This window comes from Leptotrichia hongkongensis, assembly GCF_007990635.1.
Classification (GTDB): Bacteria; Fusobacteriota; Fusobacteriia; order Fusobacteriales; family Leptotrichiaceae; genus Leptotrichia; species Leptotrichia hongkongensis.
In genome coordinates this window covers 435,273-454,631 of the sequence record NZ_AP019846.1, presented here as the reverse complement: position 1 = coordinate 454,631, position 19,359 = coordinate 435,273, and the positions used below count along the sequence as shown (strand labels likewise).

At 30.0% G+C, this 19,359-nt stretch carries 15 protein-coding genes; 3 read left to right on the top strand and 12 right to left on the bottom strand.

All coding sequences use genetic code 11. The annotated features are described in order from the left end of the window. Positions 1-43: 43 nt before the first annotated feature. Both FVE75_RS02165 and FVE75_RS02160 read right to left on the bottom strand, forming a co-directional pair. Complete coding sequence (locus tag FVE75_RS02165; protein ID WP_021745163.1) at positions 44-1,024, bottom strand: KpsF/GutQ family sugar-phosphate isomerase; 981 nt, start codon at positions 1,022-1,024, stop codon at positions 44-46. A 134-nt stretch (positions 1,025-1,158) separates the two neighbouring features. After that, entirely contained in the window at positions 1,159-2,280 is a 1,122-nt protein-coding gene (locus FVE75_RS02160; RefSeq protein WP_147004982.1) for a mannose-1-phosphate guanylyltransferase, read from the bottom strand. A 189-nt stretch (positions 2,281-2,469) separates the two neighbouring features. On the opposite strand from FVE75_RS02160, the gene kdsA reads away from it, so the two are divergent. The 3 genes from kdsA to lgt all read left to right on the top strand — a co-directional run bounded on the left by kdsA (position 2,470) and on the right by lgt (position 5,409). Next, complete coding sequence (kdsA, locus tag FVE75_RS02155) at positions 2,470-3,309, top strand: 3-deoxy-8-phosphooctulonate synthase (protein ID WP_147004981.1); 840 nt, start codon at positions 2,470-2,472, stop codon at positions 3,307-3,309. 37 nt (positions 3,310-3,346) lie between these two features. Continuing rightward, positions 3,347-4,432, top strand: coding sequence for a pyridoxal-phosphate-dependent aminotransferase family protein (locus tag FVE75_RS02150; protein WP_147004980.1), 1,086 nt, complete (start codon positions 3,347-3,349; stop codon positions 4,430-4,432). A gap of 68 nt (positions 4,433-4,500) precedes the next feature. Further along, on the top strand, positions 4,501-5,409 hold the full coding sequence (gene lgt, locus FVE75_RS02145; protein ID WP_147004979.1) for a prolipoprotein diacylglyceryl transferase: 909 nt from the start codon (positions 4,501-4,503) through the stop codon (positions 5,407-5,409). A 69-nt stretch (positions 5,410-5,478) separates the two neighbouring features. On the opposite strand, the gene FVE75_RS02140 is transcribed toward lgt, so the two are convergent. The 10 genes from FVE75_RS02140 to FVE75_RS02090 all read right to left on the bottom strand — a co-directional run bounded on the left by FVE75_RS02140 (position 5,479) and on the right by FVE75_RS02090 (position 19,357). Next, the gene (locus FVE75_RS02140; RefSeq protein WP_147004978.1) at positions 5,479-6,036 is read right to left on the bottom strand and encodes a helix-turn-helix domain-containing protein; all 558 of its coding nucleotides are present in this window, start codon (positions 6,034-6,036) and stop codon (positions 5,479-5,481) included. Between the two features lie 131 nt (positions 6,037-6,167). After that, positions 6,168-6,848 carry a PAQR family membrane homeostasis protein TrhA gene (trhA, locus tag FVE75_RS02135; RefSeq protein WP_147004977.1) on the bottom strand — a complete coding sequence of 227 codons (681 nt, stop codon included), beginning with the start codon at positions 6,846-6,848 and terminating at the stop codon, positions 6,168-6,170. Positions 6,849-8,473: 1,625 nt separating this feature from the next. Beyond that, positions 8,474-10,822, bottom strand: coding sequence for an immunoglobulin-like domain-containing protein (locus FVE75_RS02125; protein WP_147004975.1), 2,349 nt, complete (start codon positions 10,820-10,822; stop codon positions 8,474-8,476). A 25-nt stretch (positions 10,823-10,847) separates the two neighbouring features. Beyond that, a complete protein-coding gene (gene mutS / locus FVE75_RS02120; RefSeq protein WP_147004974.1) occupies positions 10,848-13,535 on the bottom strand; it encodes a DNA mismatch repair protein MutS in 2,688 nt (895 codons plus the stop codon). 603 nt (positions 13,536-14,138) lie between these two features. Beyond that, complete coding sequence (locus tag FVE75_RS02115) at positions 14,139-15,332, bottom strand: CDP-glycerol glycerophosphotransferase family protein (RefSeq protein ID WP_147004973.1); 1,194 nt, start codon at positions 15,330-15,332, stop codon at positions 14,139-14,141. A 16-nt stretch (positions 15,333-15,348) separates the two neighbouring features. Further along, entirely contained in the window at positions 15,349-16,182 is an 834-nt protein-coding gene (locus FVE75_RS02110; RefSeq protein WP_147004972.1) for a glycosyltransferase family 2 protein, read from the bottom strand. Positions 16,183-16,203: 21 nt separating this feature from the next. Continuing rightward, positions 16,204-16,977, bottom strand: a complete 774-nt coding sequence (locus FVE75_RS02105) for an endonuclease/exonuclease/phosphatase family protein (RefSeq protein WP_147004971.1) — start codon at positions 16,975-16,977, stop codon at positions 16,204-16,206. A gap of 167 nt (positions 16,978-17,144) precedes the next feature. Then, a complete protein-coding gene (locus FVE75_RS02100) occupies positions 17,145-17,912 on the bottom strand; it encodes a glycosyltransferase (protein ID WP_147004970.1) in 768 nt (255 codons plus the stop codon). A 9-nt stretch (positions 17,913-17,921) separates the two neighbouring features. After that, positions 17,922-18,242, bottom strand: a complete 321-nt coding sequence (locus tag FVE75_RS02095; protein WP_232052589.1) for a GNAT family N-acetyltransferase — start codon at positions 18,240-18,242, stop codon at positions 17,922-17,924. A gap of 173 nt (positions 18,243-18,415) precedes the next feature. After that, entirely contained in the window at positions 18,416-19,357 is a 942-nt protein-coding gene (locus FVE75_RS02090; protein ID WP_147004969.1) for a hypothetical protein, read from the bottom strand. Between the last annotated feature and the right edge of the window lie 2 nt (positions 19,358-19,359).

Genomic DNA, 19,359 nt, shown 5'->3' with positions numbered 1-19,359 from the left:
TTAAGAAACAATTTTGTTATTAGTAAAAAAATTAAATATGTTGCTATCTTAATCCTATTAAATCGTGCACCCGTATCAAGCCTACAACATTTCCATTTTCCACAACAGGCAATACATTAATCTGGCTTTTTCTGTTTTCCATCAGATGAAGTGCATCGAGAGCCATCGCATCCTTTTCAATCGTTACTGGTGTAGAAATCATAATATCAGAGGCAACATAATCAAAAAATTTCTCCTTATGTTCCAATGCACGCCGAATATCTCCTTCTGTTATAATTCCAAGTAGTTTGCCATTTTCAAGCCCTGTATCCGAAATGCACACAGCTCCTAATTTTTTCTTTGTAAGAACCATTAATACATTCTCAATTTTTTCATCTTCTTTTACAACTGGCAATTCATCTCCAATATGCATCAAATCTGAAACATGTAATAATAGCCGTTTGCCAAGACTTCCTCCTGGATGATATTTGGCAAAGTCATTTTCTGTGAAATCTTTTAATTTCATAAGGCATACGGCCAAAGCATCTCCTGTTACTAGAGTTGCTGTAGTCGAACTCATTGGCGCTTGCCCCAGCGGACATGCTTCCTTTTCTACTCCAACATTTATAACAAGTTCTGCATATTTTCCCAACATAGAATCAGGATTTCCAGTAAATGCAACTATTTTCCCTCCAATTTTTTTTATTGGCGCTAAAATGCTTAATACTTCGTCAGAATTTCCGCTATTTGAAATGGCTATTACCACATCTCCATCGCTAATCATTCCCAAATCACCATGAAGTGCTTCTGCTGCATTTATAAATACCGATGTTGTACCAGTTGAGGCAAGTGTCGCAGTAATTTTTTTACCAATTATTCCAGACTTTCCAATTCCTGTCACGACAACTTTATTGTTATTTTTCAAATTTAAAATCATTCGGACTAATTTTTGAAAATCATCTCCTAGTTTACTTTTTAATTTTTCCAGTTCTGCAATTTCAATATCAAATACATTTTTAGCTTCTTTTATAATATCTATTTCCATTTTTAGTTTTGCTCCCTTTATTCAATAAATATTTTTATATTGATGTTTTTATTACACCCAAACTTTTTTATATCAAACTATTAAATTTCAAATAACAATAAAATTCAAGTAAAATAATCAAATGCTGTTTTTGACTACTTATTTTTCATCTCAATCTTATTCAATATTTTCTTAATTTCCTGACTTTTATCCTTATGACAGACAAGCAAGGCATCTTTTGTATTTACAATAACTATATTTTCTAGCCCAATTGTAGCAATAATTTTGTCATTTTCCTTATTAATTACGATATTTCCTTCTGATTCAATCTGCTCAAAATTATCAGCCTGCACAACGTTGCTATCCTTGTCTTTTGGAAAAATATCCTCAAGCGACTTGAAGTTTCCAACATCGTTCCAGTCAATGTCAACAGGTATGACACTAACAGATTTTGTATGCTCCATCACTCCAAAATCTATCGAAATTTTTTCAAATTTTTCAAATTCATCCTTCACAAAATCACTTAGTCTTTCTCCATAAACTTCATTTAAATCAACATTTTCGAGCATTTCTTCAATTTTTTCCAAAATAATGCCATGAGTTTCCATATGTTTTTTTATTTCATGCAAGATAAATTCCGTTTTCCAAAGGAACATTCCACTATTCCAAAGATAATTTCCCTGCTCAATATATTTTTCAGCTAGCTCCTTATTAGGCTTTTCCCTAAATTTCTTAACTTTATATGACTTAAATCTTTCTTTATTTTCACAGTTATTTTTGTCATCTTTTGATTTTTTTCTATCTACATACTCAATATATCCATACCCAGTTTCAGCATAAGTCGGCTTAACTCCCAGAGTAACAATCTTATTTTTTTCAGCCTCTTTAAACGCAAACTCCAAACTGTCCAAAAACTCCTTTTCCTTCTTAATCAAATGATCTGATGGCAAAACTGCCATAATGCTATTTTCATAAATTTTTCTGATAATACATGCCGCATATCCGATACAGGCTGCCGTGTCTCTTGCCATTGGCTCAAAAATTATATTTCTGTCAGCAATCTCAGGTAATTCCTTTTTTATTATGTCAAGATACTTAATATTCGTTGAAATAAAAATTCTCTCTATCGGAATAAGTTTCTTTATCCTATCAATTGTTTCTTTTATCATAGTCTTTTTTGACACAAGATCCAAAAACTGCTTCGGCTTATCATTTGTAGATAACGGCCAAAATCTTGTTCCACTTCCTCCAGCCATAATTAAAGCTACTTTATTCATATCTTTCTCCTGTTCTTCAATTAATTTTATTTATCATTCTGCTTTTTATTTTTCAATTATTTTTTCAGTTAAAAGTATAACATAATTTATTTGTTTTATCAAAAGGAATATTTTAGAAAAATATTAGGAAAAAAATAAATATTATGATAAAATGAAAATATAAGAAAATTTTTTAGAAAGGAATTGGATATGTTAATAGATAAAGTTAAAAAAGTTAAAATTACTGATAATATCACAATTGGTAATGATAAGATCTTTTTGATAGCTGGACCTTGTGTAATTGAATCAGAAGATTTAGTTATGGAAGTAGCTGCAAAAATGAAAGAAATTACTGATAAACTTGGAATTCAGTATGTATTTAAAGCTTCATTTGACAAGGCTAACCGTTCTTCTATTTCTTCATTTAGAGGACCAGGACTTGAAAAGGGACTTGAAATTTTGTCAAGAGTTAAAGAAAAATACGGTGTTGCTCTTGCTACAGACATTCATGAGCCACATCAATGCAAGGAAGCTGCAAAAGTTATTGATTTACTTCAAATTCCTGCCTTTTTATCAAGACAGACTGATTTACTCATCGCAGCAGCAGAAACTGGAAAAGCAGTTAATATCAAAAAAGGTCAATTTTTAGCACCTTGGGATATGAAAAATGTTGTAAAGAAATTTCAGGAAGTTGGAAACGAAAATATAATGCTTTGTGAACGTGGAGCTTCGTTTGGATATAATAATCTTGTTGTAGATATGCGTGGACTTTTGGAAATGAGAAAATTTGGATATCCAGTCGTATTTGACGCTACACATTCAGTACAAATTCCTGGCGGACAGGGCGAAACTTCAGGAGGTAACCGTGCTTATGTATATCCACTTGCAAGAGCTGCAGTATCTGTTGGAGTTGATGGAATATTTGCAGAAGTACATCCTGAACCTGATAAAGGATTGTCTGACGGTCCAAATATGCTAAAATTAGACGATGTAGAAAAAATCTTAACGAAATTGCTTCAATATGATAAATTGACAAAGGAGTTAATATAAAAATTTTTAAAATATAAATTTTAGGAGGAATAGATTTATGAGTTCAAAATTATTATTGACACCAGGGCCAACTAATATTCCAGAAGAATATCTGGAAATTTTTGGAAAGGATATTATCCACCACAGAACACCTGAATTTAGAAGAATTATGAAAGAAAACAATGAAAATTTGAAAAAAGTATTCAAAACTAAAAATGATGTTGCTGTTATAACTTCATCTGGTACAGGTTCAATGGAAACTGCCATTGTAAACTTTTTTTCAAGAGGTGACAAGGTTCTTGCCATAAATACTGGATATTTTGGGGATAGATTTAGAAAAATTGCTGAAATTTATGGATTAAATGTAATTAATTTACAATATGAATTTGGAGAAAGCTACAATTTGGACGATGTGAAGAAAGTTATTTCAGAAAATCCAGATTTAAAAGGAATTTTAGCCACTCATAGCGAAACTTCTGTTGGTATTCTGAATGACATAAAATCTTTAGGAGATTTGACAAAAAATACTGATATTTTGCTAATTGTTGACACAATCAGTGGACTTGTTGTAAATGAGTTTGATTTTGATGGATGGCATGTGGATGTGGCGATTGCAGGAAGCCAAAAGGCATTTCTAATACCTCCAGGACTATCATTTGTTGCAATAAGCGATAAAGCAAAAAAAGCTATGGAAGTTTCTGATTTACCTAAATATTATTTTGATTTGAAGCAATATGCAAAATATTTTGAAGAAAACGGAGAAACGCCATACACTCCAGCAATTGCTTTAATTCTAGCATTGAATCAGTCATTAAAAGACTTGATAAAAAATGGAATTGAAAACACAATTAAGCAAAAACACGATTTGAGAAAATATGTTGAAGAAAAAGCTCAAAAACTTGGGTTTGAACTATTAGTTAAAAATGAGGCAAATAGAACAAATACACTAATTTCAGTTTATAGAGAAGGAATTATTATAAAATCAATAATTTCAGCCCTTGAAGAACAAGGATACACTGTTACAGGCGGAAAAGGAAAATATGCTGAAAGCCTTATGAGAATTGGAATTTTAGGACAAATTTCAAAAGAGCAGATTGATGATTTCTTTGTAATCTTTGAAAAAGAATTAAAAAAACAATTATAAAAAACAAAAAATATAGAAAGTTATCATTTTTTTAACTTTCTATTTCAAAATATTGAAAAGGAGCATAAATGAAACCATATTTATTTAAAATTGGAGGTTTTGAACTTAGAATTTATAGTTTAATGTATATTTTAGCTTTTCTTTTTGGAATGTTTATCGCACTTGCTGATGATGTTGCCGAAAAAAGAGGCGTTGATGATAGAAAAATTATTGAAGATTTTGCATTTACTACAATAGTAGCAGGATTAATCGGGGCAAGATTATATTATGTTATTTTTAAATTTTCAGACTATATTGGAAACCCTTTATCTATCCTGTACATCTGGGAAGGTGGACTTGCAATTCACGGTGGAATTATCGGAGCATTTATAGGCTCATGTTACTATGCCAAGAAAAACAAAATGAACCTATGGGTTCTTACAGACATGGCTGTTGGCCCTTTACTGTTTGGACAGTTTCTAGGAAGATTTGGAAACTTGGCAAATGGAGAAGTTCATGGAGTACCTACGTTTACTCCACTTAGCGTAATTTTTTCAGGAAAGTTTAATGAATGGTGGGCAAAATACCAGTCATTGAGTGCTACTGCACAAGCTCAATTTAAACAGCTTGTTCCTTGGGGATTAAGTTTTCCGTTAGACACTCCGGCTGGGTCAGAATTTCCAAATTTACCACTGCACCCTGCCATGCTTTATGAAGCATTCCTCAATTTAATCGGATTTATAATTCTTTGGTTCTATTTTAGAAAAAAAGAATACAATCCAGGAATATTATCAATGATTTATTTAATCATGTATGCAATTATAAGAATGTTTGTAAGTACATTTAGGGCAGAAGATTTATTAATTTTTGGGATAAGACTTCCATATTTAATAAGTATAGTTATGATTATTGTTGCTATTATTGGAATAAAAATTTTTAGCAGTCCAGAAAGAAAATTTGTGCCTGTCAAAAAAGAAGAAGAAACTCAAAAAAATTAATACTAAAAAAACTGTCATTTCTCTAAAAGGATTTGACAGTTTTTTTATTACCATTAAAATTAAATTTTATTATTTTTTATTTTCTGTTCTTCTTTTTCCACGGTTATCTACCAATGCGTCAATTCCACCTTTTTCAAATTTTTTCACCCAAGAATAAATTTGCTGGTATGATATACCGTATTTTTTGATAGCCAAATTATAATCATAATCATTTTTTTGACAAAAACGCACAGCTTCAACTTTAGCATCTATAGATTTTCTTACGTGTTTTTTTAATAATGAAAAGTTTCCATTTACATCTACACTTCTTCTATAATCTCTAATCCAGTAATTTAATACACTTACAGATGCGATATCATATTTTTTACAAATTTCAAATAAAGAACCTTCATTATTTAAATAGCTTTGAACAGCTTTTTCTTTAACTTCACGAGGATAATGCCTATTTTTATCTTCAACCATTATACTCTCTTCACCAATCTCTAGATACTTCTTCTTCCAAGTCATTAATGAAGATTTTGCAATACCGTGTTCCTTTGCTAATCCTTGAACAGTTCCTTTCCCTTCCAGTATTTTCTTTACAAGCTCAATTTTTAATTCATTAGATATTTTCGATTTTCTTCCCATTAAATTACCCTTTCTAAACAAAATATATTCTTTATTTTTTACACTTTCATTATAAATTCTTTTTCTTAATAATACTAAAACTTTAATAGATTTAACTAGATTTTATATAACTCAAGATACATTTCTATTTTTTATACTAAATAATACACAGCGAAAAAATGCGAGATACTTCCCATAATTACAAAGATATGCCAAATCATATGATTAAATTTACAAATTTTCCATGAATAAAATATTGTTCCAAGTGAATAGAGAATTCCACCCAAGACTAAATAAATTAATGAAACTCGGTTTATATTATTTATCAAATCATTCCAAGCAAATACAATCATCCATCCCATTATTAAATAAAGCAAGGTAGAAAACAGTTTAAACTTTCCTGTGAAAAATGCTTTAAATAAAATTCCCAAAAAACATACTATCCATTGAATTGCTAATATAACTTTATTCATTGGTGAATTGACAACTAAATATAAAAACGGAGTATAAGAAGCAGCTATCAAAATGTAAATTGCCGAGTGATCAAAAATTTCAAATACCATTTTAGCTGTTCCAGGTTTTAGTCCGTGATATATAGATGACATTGTATAAAGAACGATTAACCCAAAGCCAAATGCCATAAAGGATATTATTGTTCCCACATCACGAACCCAGCTCGCACGTATTGTTAAAATTATAAAAGCTAATATTGATAATCCAGCTCCTACAGTATGACTTACAAAATTAGCAATTTCTTCTCCACGTGAAAACTTTTCTGCTTGTTCATGTATATCATTTAATAAATTATTACTTTTCTTAGTTTTTTTAGTCATATCTTTCCTTTCAAATACAAAGATACTTTTTATATTTAAACATGTAACTTTGATTAAAATCATTGTTTAAACACATTGTTTTTAGGTCATTTAACATACAAAATCAAATTTAAAATAACAATGTTATATTATAAATTTTACCATATAAATTTTAGCAAAATATTTAATTTTACTTATAAATTAATTGGTTTGTTTTGTGTGATTAAATGTATTTAATTTTTTTTAGAAATATATCACCTGTTATAATACTTTGTTCTATTATAACAGATGTTTTAATTATATTCAACCCAAAATCAAATTTTTTTTGTATTTTAATAAAAATTTATACTAAACTCTGTTTAAAAATAGGAATAATTTTTTATAATAAGGCTATTTGATAACTAATTTATAATCTTTCAACTAAATTATTTTTTAAATATTTTGAATAATAAATATTTTTTCTTTTTTATGTTCGTAGAATTACTTATTGCTACAAATCAACCTATGGCTAGACTATAATTTTCTTTATTCAACTCCGAAACTGCCCTTTCAGTTATTAAATAGTCACAGTTGAGCAAAGAAAAGGCTCCCTCGGTTTATTAAAATAAAAAACTAATATTTTAATTATCTTGAAATAATAGGTTTTATCCTTTATTGAAAAAGTTTGTAATAAATCCATTATTTAAATAGGATTTATGTTAAATAAAAATCTATCTATTTCTTCTGATTATTTCCTGCAATAACTTTAAATTGTTAAAATTATTATTTTATCTTTCTATCTAAATACTCTACATTCAAATATATTATACTATGTAAAATTATAAAAAATATAACCATAAAAGTATTAATAAATTCCCCAGCAATTACACCAAAATTAGAAATCAAGAGTAACAAGTTAATACCTAGCTCTTCAAAAAGTGAAACTATTGGAAGTAAAAAAATAAATATTGCTGAAAAAGAAAAAATAAAGCAAAGAATACCAGGAAATACCATTTTTAATTTATTTCCTTTAATTAAATGCAAATTATAATCCCAAGATTCTCTTAAATCAAATGGTCTTGCAGAAAATAACGGTATGAAGTAAAATAAGTAAATCCAAAAAATTACTAGCACCATCAAAGACACTATTCCAAAAGCTAAATTAAATTCATCCAAAAACAAAGGGAAAGGCAAATATCGAAATATATAACTAATTATGTAATATATCAAATATAAAAGGAAAAATTTTGAAGCTGATTTATCTAATCTTGAATAATTTTTCTCTTCTATTTTAAAAATTATTTTTGATAAAACAGAAAAATGCCAAATAATAACAAAATTTAAAAATTTGAAGTATATTTGTAAATGATGAAATTCCAGTACTCACACTGATAAATCCTATCGTAATTTTGACACAAGATATAAAAAAGAAAAAAAGTATCCACCACACATCATTCTTGTTAAATATAAATTTCCCTAATACAAAAAAAGTATATCTTATTTGTTGAAAAATATTTAAATTCTTTTCTGTTAATTTCTCCTGTAATTCTTTCATATCCATAATTTTTTATAATCCCTTTCTTTTTTAGTTTTATTTAATAAAATCTTAAATACATATTTAAAGAAAAGTGAGTATTCTCTACCCACTTTTTCCATATTACATATTATTAAAATTGTTTCTGATAAGATGCACCGCCATATCTTAATGTTGCCACATTTCTATCTCCATTTTTACTCCAAGAAATTGGTACATCTATTGTTCCTTTATTTACATTTACCCTTACTGATGAAGGTAAATTTTCGCCATCTTCTGGAACATAAATATTTTTTGCAGCTCTAACAAGCATTTCATGAGCTGATTCGGTAGGAACACTTACATTAAATGTTCTTTCCGCTGTATCTACACCAGCTTTAGCTGTTGCAGTTAAAGTTACTCCTTTACTTCCGCCACCATAAAATTGCTTATTAATTCTTCCAGATACTGAAAACAGGCTAGAATTAGAGGAACGCCATCTTATTGCAACTGGAACTCCATTTGAGGCAGTCATTGATTTTGGCAAGTTAATTCCGCCTCTTGTACTTACTTCTCCTTCAGGAATTGACAATTTTCCAATTACTTCTTGAGTTGCTGCCGCATTTTTAGGGTCTGACTTCCCTTGTTCCTCGTTATTCTGAACTTCATATTGCATTTGGATATTGCCTTCATTTTCAAGGATTCTTCTATCTATGTCATAAATTGCACTTTTAGATGAAATTTGTGTTTTTCCTTGATAAGTTACTACGTTTCCATTTAATTTTATTCTTTTATCTTTCAAATAAATTGTAGCTTTGTCAGCACTTGTATTAATCGTTCTGAACTGTGGCAATGTACTTACGATTTTTACATTGTTTCTGGCATACCCTTCCTGCTTATTCATATCCATATAAAGATAATTTGCTGTCATCTTTGTATTATTTTTAAAGTCTACCATAACTTTGTCTCTTGCAAGAATAAGGTTTCTTCCAGAGTCCATCTCATTATATTGAGAATCAAGTGTAATATCCTTATAAGTCATATGCACATTTTCTTTGATTTCACTACGTGTAATACTCATATTGCTTCCATTTTTATGTGAAACGAAATAAACTTTGGCAGTATTTCCTATGAAGTTTACTGCTTCTGATTCTACAAGCGGTCTTGGGTCATTTACAAGATCTTTTACATTTCCACGGATTTTACCTTTAACATGCCCATCAAACCTAAATTCCTTTTTCTCAAAACTTCCACGCCCTGTGTCAGATGTAATTCTATCTCCCTGAACACTTGTCATTTCCATTTTATTGGCAAAAATATCTTTTGAAATTGTGTTCATTGTTCCATTTGCACCATGTACATTAAAGTTTTGCTTTTTCACGTTAAACGGACCATTCATTCTGGCATCTCCAGTTGGGAACACATATATAAGTCCTGTTCCATCCATTTTATAGTCATCATAATTTGCAGTATAGTAGTCATTTGTTGTAAGCGTTTCTGTTTTTAAGTCATAAACTCCACTTCTATATGTTCCAGTAGTTTTTCTTGGTAAATAGTTATAAGTTCCATTTCCATCACCATTCAATATTTTCGCAATTTCATCATAAAATACATGATCTCCTGTTACTATTAGAGTTTGACTTGTATATTTTACATGTCCTCTTCCATCAACTTGCTTTTTCTTTACGAAATATGATGCAGCATCTGCTGAAATCACACTATTTTTACCAGTGTAAACTACGTTTCCCTGTCCATCTACACGTTCATCCTTCATATAATAATCAACTTTGTATCCAGTTAATTTATTTTCAGGATCCGTATAGATTACATTACCTAAAGCGTTTCCAATTTTGTTTATATCATCATAACGCATTCTATCTGCACGTAATTCTCTTTTTGTCTGCTCTTCCTTGTAAACTACATGACCTTCTGCATCAGATACTTTTATTGGATCATGATACGTAATCTTATCTGCTGTTAATGTCTTCTTATCTTTCTTATTATTATAGCTTGCATGCCCAGTTGCTACAATTACTTCAAATTTTGTTGTCGTTTCAACCCTATCCGCTTCAGAAACCGTTTCATCAACAGTATTTATTAACTTTGTCCTCACTGGTGAAATTAATGTATCTCCCTGTTTCTTATATTCCACACGTTCTGTATAAATTTCCCATTTCTTGTCCTTCGTTGTTCCAACAACTTTTTTCATTAATGTAACATCAGATGTCTTAGTGTTGACTTCTCCCTCTTTTCCAGAAATTAACATTTTTTTCTTTATCAGATCTACAATTACATTTTTAAACCTGATAACTTCATCTCCTTCAGATCCAATCTGCTCATCCGCATAAATGATAGCATCGTCTTTTAGCCTATACATAACTTTTTTGGCTTTCATATCTTTTTGCATCTGTTCAAGCGGTGTCGGAATTTTTTTAAAGAATACTGCATATATAAAATATATCAGTAGTAATACAAGTCCTCCATAACCTAGTTTTTTCCACATTATTTTTCTCCTAATTTTACTAATTTTACTTTCTATTTTTCATATTTTCCTTTAATTCAAACAAAAATTTCATTGCATCCATCGGTGTAATATTATTTATGTCATAGTTATCTATTTTGCTAACAATTTCTGATAATTTTTCATTTTCTTCCTGAATTTCTACTAATTTTTCTTCATAAATCTGAGTTTTTTCATTGATTTCAAAATCACTTGCAAGATTAGTATCTTCAAATTCTTCAAAATCATTTTCAAACTCTGAATTTCCTCCAAAAAGTGATAACTGGTGAACATCTACTGTTCTTTCTATCAATTCCTTTTTCTGCTCCAGCCGTTTCAATATTTTCTTGCTTTCAATCAATATTTCCTTTGGAAGACCAGCCAATTTTGCCACTTCAATACCATAGGACTTGTCTGCTCCGCCTTTTACAATATTTCGCAAAAACATTACTTTTCCCTGCTTTTCATCCACTTCTATCCGATAATTTACAATGTGTGCAAATTTATTTTCTAAATCAGTCAGTTCGTGATAATGTGTTGCAAAAACTGTCTTAGCACCAATTTTATCGTGAATATACATTGAAATGGCAGTCGCAATGGAAACACCATCGGTTGTGGAAGTTCCACGTCCAACTTCATCAAGTATTATCAGACTTTTTTCAGTCGCATTGTTTAGAATGTTGGAGACTTCACTCATTTCCACCATAAATGTACTTTGCCCAGTCAAAATATCATCAGAAGCCCCAATCCGTGTCAAATATTTGTCTATAATTGATAAATTTGCTTTTTTAGCAGGAACAAAAGAACCAATCTGAGCCATTATAGAAATTAATGCGATTTGCTTCATATACGTTGATTTTCCCGACATATTAGGTCCTGTCAGCACAACAAAACTTTCCTTTTCAGTAAAAACTGTATCATTTGAAACATAATCCGTCCTTCCAATCAGCTTTTCTACAACTGGATGCCTTCCACCCTCAATTTCAAAGGAATATTCCTCATTCATTTCAGGTTTTGCGTAATCATTTTCAATGGCACTTACAGCAAAAGACACCATTACATCAATATACGCCAGTCTTTCTGCAAGTTCTGACAAAATTTTCCGATGTTCCTTGAGTTTTCCGCTAATTTCCTTGAACAAATGATATTCCAAATCTTCGATTTTTGCTTTGGAATTTATTATTGTGTCCTCATATTTTTTTAGTTCAGGCGTAATGTATCTCTCTGAATTTGAAAGAGTCTGTTTTCTTATGTAATGTTCTGGCACCATATCCAGATTTGCTTTTGTAATTTCAATAAAATAACCAAAAACCTTGTTAAACTTTATTTTCATATTTCTAATTCCAGTTGCTTCCCTTTCACGCTGTTCAATATCCAGCAAAAAGTCTTTCCCAGAATTCATAATATTCCTTATTTCATCCAGTTCCTCATTATATCCAGATTTTATAATTCCGCCTTCACGTACTGAAAATGGCGCATCTTCTTTTATACTGTCATCAATTATTTTATAACACTCAAACAAAATATTTGTATCAATATCCTTAAAAAAATCAGTATTTCCCAAAATTTTCATTATTTCAACAGCAGATTTTATCGTTTTTTTCAATGCCGTCAAATCTTTTCCATTTTCACTTCCAAAGATTATTTTCCCCAAAAGCCGCTCTAAATCGTAAATATCCTCAAGTTTTTCTCTCAAATCCTCACGAATCAAGATATTATCAATAAAATACTGTACATCTTCCTGTCTTTTCTGTATTTTTTCAATATTTAAAAGCGGATTGTTTATGAATCTTTTTAAAAGTCGTGTTCCCATCGAAGTTTTACACTCGTCCAGTACCCACAGAAGCGAGCCATAAACAGTTTTTTCCCTCTGATTTTTCAAAAGTTCCAGATTTCTGCTTGTAATCGCATTTATTTCAGCGTAATTGGAAATATTCACAAACTCGATTTTTTCTACAGTCAGCTCATGTTCAACCTGCATAGTAGCCGCATAATCAAGTGCCATGGCTGCAGCTCCAATTATGGCCTTTTTATCCTTAATCCCATAACTTTCCAGCGACACAATCTCAAAATAATCCATAAGATACTTTGCACTGTCCCGAACTTTACTCACAAAAGTTACAACTGAATCATTCTTTTGTAAAAAATCATCTAACTTTTCCTTTATTTCTCCATAAAAATCCTCTGTAACAAGCACTTCCTTAGGCTCAATCTTATTAATCTCATTAAATAATTTTACAAAATCATCATCCTTTTCAACTTCCGTTACCTTAAACTCTCCAGTCGTTATATCAATATACGCAATTCCAAATTTATTCTCAATTTTCAAAATACTCATCAAGTAATTATTGCTCTTGGCATCAAGCGCCTCCACATCCACAACTGTCCCAGGCGTTATAATCTTCACAACTTCTCGTTTTACAATTCCCTTTGCCATCTTCGGATCTTCTGTCTGCTCACAAATCGCAACTTTATACCCTTTTGAAACAAGTTTTGTTATATATGAATCTGCCGAATGAAATGGAACTCCCGCAAGCGGTATATCCACATTCTTCTCCTTATTTCTCGAAGTAAGCGTAAGTCCAAGTTCACGTGACGCTTTCACCGCATCCTCAAAAAACATCTCATAAAAATCACCCAATCTAAAAAACAATATAGAATCCTCAAAATTTGATTTTATCTCCTTATATTGCTTCATAAGCGGTGTATCTGCCATCGTTATTTTACCTCTGTTCTCTTTATTTTTTATCTTTAAATTTTATCATAGTTTATTTTCTTTTTCAATTTTTTAAAAAATTAATAAAAATTATCCCCTGCTTATTTCTTATTAAAGTTATAGAAAATAAATTTTTGTTAATAAACATTTTTTCTATATTTTATATTTTTTCTTTTTCTATACGTAAAGGGGAGCAATCGCCATCCCCTTTACAATCCCCGCTCGTCTAAGAATTTTTTGAAAACAAAATCGAAACTCGCTACGTAAAACTTCGCTCAAACAATCGATTTCATTTCCAAAAAATCACGACAATTTTAATTTAGTTATAACAACTATTCTAATTAAAAGATTTTCGAGCAAAATTTCGTTAGAAGAAAAATAGCTGTTTGAGCTTTTGAAATATTTTTTAATTATACATATTTATTTAGATATAAAATAATTTTTGTTCAAAAGCGAGTTCTATTTTTTTTTATAAGAAAGTTTTGCGGTAAGCGGGGTTGTAAGGGCATGGCGTCTGATGCCCTTACGTTAGAAAAGATTATAATTATAAAAGAAAAAACTATTATTAATAAAAATAATCTAAAATAGATATCAAAAATATAATCAGTTTATTTTTTTTGAAATTTCATTGTAAACTCTTTTGCAATTCCCTTTATCCACATACTTCAAAAACTTTTCTCTCAACTTATCAGATTTTTGCTTCATTTCCTTGTCATAATGAAAATTATTTTCGGAGATTTCAATGATTTCTTCAACGCATTTTTCTACAGTTTTGGCTTGTTTTCCAAACAATTCTTTGTCTAGGTCTACATAAGAGCCGACTTTTTCTTCGTATTCACGTTTATCGAACTGGAAGAAGATAATTGGCTTGTTTAGATAGTAAAAATCGTAGGCTACGCTTGAATAATCTGTTATTAATAATTTTGATTTTTGCAGCTCTTCGGTTATGTTTATTTCTTTTGGGAGTATTTTTATATTTTTTCCAAGTTTTATATTTCCAAAGTTTTTTAGATAATCTTGCATTAACTGATGAATGTAAATGTTTAATTTAATATCATTTTTTTCCAAATAGTTATTTAATTTCTTGTCTGTAATTAAATTTGCAATATTTTGAAAATATTTTGTATCTTCAAATTTTGGGTTTTCTGAGTTTTCTGACTTTAGCCAGTTTCGCCATGTCGGCATAAAGAATATTTGTTTTTCTGTAATTTTTAGATTGTATAATTTATCGTATCTTGGGTAGCCTGTTATAACTGCTGTTTCCTTTGGCACTTCCCACCAAGTTTCTGTTTTTACTTTTCTTTCAAATTCTGAATCACAGATATTTAAATCATAAGATTTTACAAGCGCTTCTGCTACTTTTGCTGTTTTTGGATTCATTGCCTGTCGGACTTTAAAGCCTACTGTTCCATGATTTAGGAATACTTTGAATACTTTTTTATGAAATTTATTTATTAGTGGCACTACAAACAGGTATGGGACAATATCCGCAGAAATTGAGTGAGAAAATAATGCAACTTTTGCATTCATAAAATACAGATAGCTTTTTACACTTCCTTTTATCAGTTTTTCTCCTGGAATTTTTTTTGAAATCTTGGCATTTCTATTTATTACCCAGTACACTTCTTCCTGCTGTCTTGACCGTAAATACTCATACATCGCACGTCCATTATCCACAAAAAGTTCTCCTGCGTTTCCGCCTACAAGCCAAATATTTCTATTTTTGAATTTTCCTTTGTTAAACGGATAAATGAGATAAGCTATTATCATATTTATCAAGCATTTTACCTTATCCATATTCTTCTCCTAATTTTTAAATTTTATATTTTGTATATCCAATTTTTCTACCCTTCATCATAACTCTATGATATGCCCTGTTTCTTGTAACAATCATTCCGGCAAAACTTCTAAATTGTCTCTTCCAGTATTTCAGAATATAAAATCTGTTTTTTCTGCCCTTTACTTCCTTTTTTACCAATGCTCCAAATCCCAATGCATATCTATAAGCACGTTCCAGATCGTTATAGTTTCCCTTTTTTGCTGGATGGTAAATTATATCATTTGCAAAATATCTTCCCTTATAGCCTTTGTGAAGCAATGTCAGCACATAGTCTGTTTCCTCGCCACTTCCAAAAGTTGCACCAACGCCTAGATTTTCATCAAATAAGACAATATCATCCTTACCGTAATTTACAAAAAAAGTTATGGATTTCACAGTTGTATCCACATTATCCTTCGTTATTTCCATGTCCTTTTTCTCCATAACGCCTGTTCCATAGTCTTTTCCCCGTTCAAGTGTACGACACGAATAAATCTGATAATTTTTCTTTCTTTTAAAAAATTCTGTAACTTTTTCAAGTGTATCAGGCCGATATTCGCAATCATCATCAGGAAATCCGACAATTTCACCTTTCATCAGGATAAGTCCTCTGTTTCTATTTAAACTTAGCCCTTTTTCATCACTTCTTACATATTTTATCTTAAATTCCTCTTCATAATCTTTCACAATTTCAAAAACTTCATTTCCTTCATTCTGATCCACCACAATCAGCTCAAAATCCTTATAAGTCTGTGCCTTTAGGCTTTTTAGGAATAAATCAAGTTCAGTTGTAACATTAATTGTCGGCATTACAAGGGAAATTTTCATACTCTATGTCTCCTTTTTCTTTTATTTTATATCTAAAATTGTCATATATGGAAGATGATCTGACAGTTTTGTCCAGTCCTGGGTTGCATCATTAATAAAATAGCTTGATTTCACCTTCCATTTTTTCGACTGGCTACCAAAAATATAGTCAATACGTGGATCCGAAAGCGTTCTTAAACCACCAACATTAGATTCCATGTAAGTATCTCTCCAGCCTTTTGTTATTTCTCCGTAATATTTTGTTGTTGGTAAAAAATTAAAATCTCCACTCAAAAACTTTATATCATCTTTATCAAAAAATTTTGTAAGCAAGTCCAGTGACTCCATTTCTTCAGGCTTTATCTGTTGCTTAAAGTCCAAATGCGTATTCATTACCAGCACCTTTTTCCCAAAAGTCTTTTTAGAAAGTTCTGCAACTATAAGCTGTCTTTTTTCAACCCCTTCCGATGGTAATTCATAAGTATATATTTTCTCAAGCGGATATTTTGAAATAAATGAAATCCCATATTCCCCACCATCATAATCTCTTGATTTCTTAAAGAAATAATAGTCATAACCAAGAACTTTCGCAATATCAGAAGTTATATCACGAAAATTACTTCTTTTCGTAAACTTATCAACTTCCTGAAGTGATACAAAATCAGGCTCGTACGGCTTAATGCTTTCACCTAGTTTTTGACCATTCGTAAGTCTTCCTCCATAGATATTATATGTCATTATTTTAAATTCTTTCGCCCAGCTAACAGTTGCCCCACAAATCATAAGCGACAACAATATTTTTTTTAAATTACTCATTTTTCCAATATTTCTCCTAATCCTTCTTTATTTTCTCAAAATAACAGTTTCTCTAATAAAAATTTATCTGTTATTCCAAATTTTTCATTCAATTATATCACTTTTTTTAGTATCTACCAAACCTTTTTATTTTTACTTTTTTATTTCTATCTAAATAATCCTTATTTTTATCTATTTTCCTTCAAATAAAACCTCGCAATTATCCTCATCTTTTTAATCATTTTTTTTACTCCTGACAAATGCTTCGTTTCCAAAAACAACCTTGCCTTCAAACTGCTCCAGCTGTCATTCCACCAATGAATTCCGTATGTTTCAGGTTTTATGCAATCATCAGAATAAATTTCCTTAAACCCATAAGGATAAAAATATTCTTTCGGAAAAATAACTATTTCCCCGTTTTTTAAAGCATTTTCCCTTTTCTCGCTCAAATTATATTTTTTCTCAAAAGTATACGTAAAAATCTTAGGAATTGTCCAAATCGGCTTTTTCCAAATGTCATTTTCGTAAAAATCTTTAATGTCCTTTAACACTTCATTATGCTTCGTTGTCCCAAAAATCCCGACACTTATGTGTTTTTTATCCTCATACCCAATAAAAAAATTCATCTTCCCATTTTTAGAAAATTCATCTTTTCCTTCCAAAATCGGTGTCAAATCTTTAATTATTTCCATATCCGTATCAACATAAATTCCAGGATTTTCATACATAAAATGCACTCTCATATAATCCGAGACATATGCCCAAAGCTTTCTTTCGTAACATTCACGAAAAAATCTATTTTTCGCAAGATGTTTTTCCATATCAAAATTTTTCTCATTTATCTCTATTATTTCAAAATCAGGCAGATTTTTCTTCCACGATTCCAGACATTTATAGAAAATATCTGGCTTTTTGGCGTTTCCAATCCAGACATAATATATTTTTTTTTCTATCATTATTTTCTCCTATTTTTCACCTTTTTTCATAATCATCATATACTTTTTCATCGGATTTTCAGTAACATTCACAACTTTAAATCCAACTTTCTCATACAATTTCTTTGCCCCCGCATTATAATCGAACACATTTAACGTAATCGAATTCACGTCCTCATCTTGAAAAATTAAATTTATAAACTCTATCAAAGCCCTTTTTCCAAGCCCTCTTCCAGTAAGCTCAGGATTAATCAGAAATCTTCCAATATGGATATTATCCCTCTCTTTTCGTATTTTCTGAATGATTCCTATAAACTCTTTCTCACAAAAAATCGAATAAATACCCTTCAAATCATCAATCTGACTTTCTGTAAGTGGAAAATCAAGACTTTTTCCAGCCCATTGCTCAAGAAAGCCCTTTCCCTTTTCATTAGTCCATTTGACTATATCATTGATATAGTCAAATGGATTCCTTTTATTATTTTTATATTTTCTATTTCCATCAACGTTAAACTCCTATTTTTCTACACTAACTCATACTCAATCTCATTTTTAACACAAAATTTCACTATTTCTTTATAAAGCCTTTCATAATTTTCATAAATCATATCTTTTCTGAAATTTTTAAATTCAGAATTTGGACAAGCTCCCAATGTGAATATTCTTTTTCCAAATTTTCCTGTTATTTTTAATCTTCTGGTTTTAAAAAGCGTTGTTAAAGTAACTATATCTGAATTAGTAACTTTAATTTCTTTTATATCAGATTTGTTGTATTCTACATTATCAATAATAATCACATCTTTTGTAACTTTTATAGTTTTAGGTGTAAGTTTATTTAATTTTATTAGAGAAAATACATTTAAACTAACAATAATCAAATAAACAATTAAAAAGAATGCTCTAGTATTTGCATTAGCTGCTGCCATTATTAACAATAAAAATGTAACGATTGTATCAACAATAAAATTTCCAAATTTTTCTTTAATTAATCTTTCCCTAGGAATTGTAAATAATCTGTTTTTTATTACTGTGTTATTTTTTTTATATTGAATTTCATATATTGCTTTCTCAAGTTCTATACTAGCTTTAAGTCCAAGGGAATAAATAGGGATTTCAAATTTATTTATCGACATATACTTACATTTGTACCTGCTTCTATAAGCTCTTTTTTCCTTATAGTACGTTTTGATATTGCTTCCAGTTATCTTTGCACGATGGCATTCTCTTCCATCTTCATAATAAACTAAAATATCTTTTAAAATTACTACTTTCCGATTAAACTCAAAATTTATCTTTAACAAAACTACTACACCAACCAATAATATTATCAAAAAAAGCTGGTCAAATATCTCACTTCCTTTAAATAAAAAAACTATTAATCCTATCAAAAAAATTGCTATTCCAAGCTTTATCAATTTTTCACTCCACAGCATTTTAAACTCTTGAATTTTCTCATCCAATCCCATTC

Bases quoted from the DNA above. Each gene is read 5' to 3' on its own strand.
- kdsA (WP_147004981.1), top strand. From the start codon at position 2,470: ATGTTAATAGATAAAGTTAAAAAAGTTAAAATTACTGATAATATCACA.
- trhA (WP_147004977.1), bottom strand. From the start codon at position 6,848: ATGACTAAAAAAACTAAGAAAAGTAATAATTTATTAAATGATATACAT.
- FVE75_RS02110 (WP_147004972.1), bottom strand. From the start codon at position 16,182: ATGAAAATTTCCCTTGTAATGCCGACAATTAATGTTACAACTGAACTT.
- FVE75_RS02125 (WP_147004975.1), bottom strand. From the start codon at position 10,822: ATGTGGAAAAAACTAGGTTATGGAGGACTTGTATTACTACTGATATAT.
- FVE75_RS02140 (WP_147004978.1), bottom strand. From the start codon at position 6,036: ATGGGAAGAAAATCGAAAATATCTAATGAATTAAAAATTGAGCTTGTA.
- FVE75_RS02100 (WP_147004970.1), bottom strand. From the start codon at position 17,912: ATGATAGAAAAAAAAATATATTATGTCTGGATTGGAAACGCCAAAAAG.
- lgt (WP_147004979.1), top strand. From the start codon at position 4,501: ATGAAACCATATTTATTTAAAATTGGAGGTTTTGAACTTAGAATTTAT.
- FVE75_RS02105 (WP_147004971.1), bottom strand. From the start codon at position 16,977: ATGAGTAATTTAAAAAAAATATTGTTGTCGCTTATGATTTGTGGGGCA.
- FVE75_RS02090 (WP_147004969.1), bottom strand. From the start codon at position 19,357: ATGGGATTGGATGAGAAAATTCAAGAGTTTAAAATGCTGTGGAGTGAA.
- FVE75_RS02150 (WP_147004980.1), top strand. From the start codon at position 3,347: ATGAGTTCAAAATTATTATTGACACCAGGGCCAACTAATATTCCAGAA.
- FVE75_RS02160 (WP_147004982.1), bottom strand. From the start codon at position 2,280: ATGAATAAAGTAGCTTTAATTATGGCTGGAGGAAGTGGAACAAGATTT.
- FVE75_RS02165 (WP_021745163.1), bottom strand. From the start codon at position 1,024: ATGGAAATAGATATTATAAAAGAAGCTAAAAATGTATTTGATATTGAA.
- FVE75_RS02115 (WP_147004973.1), bottom strand. From the start codon at position 15,332: ATGGATAAGGTAAAATGCTTGATAAATATGATAATAGCTTATCTCATT.
- mutS (WP_147004974.1), bottom strand. From the start codon at position 13,535: ATGGCAGATACACCGCTTATGAAGCAATATAAGGAGATAAAATCAAAT.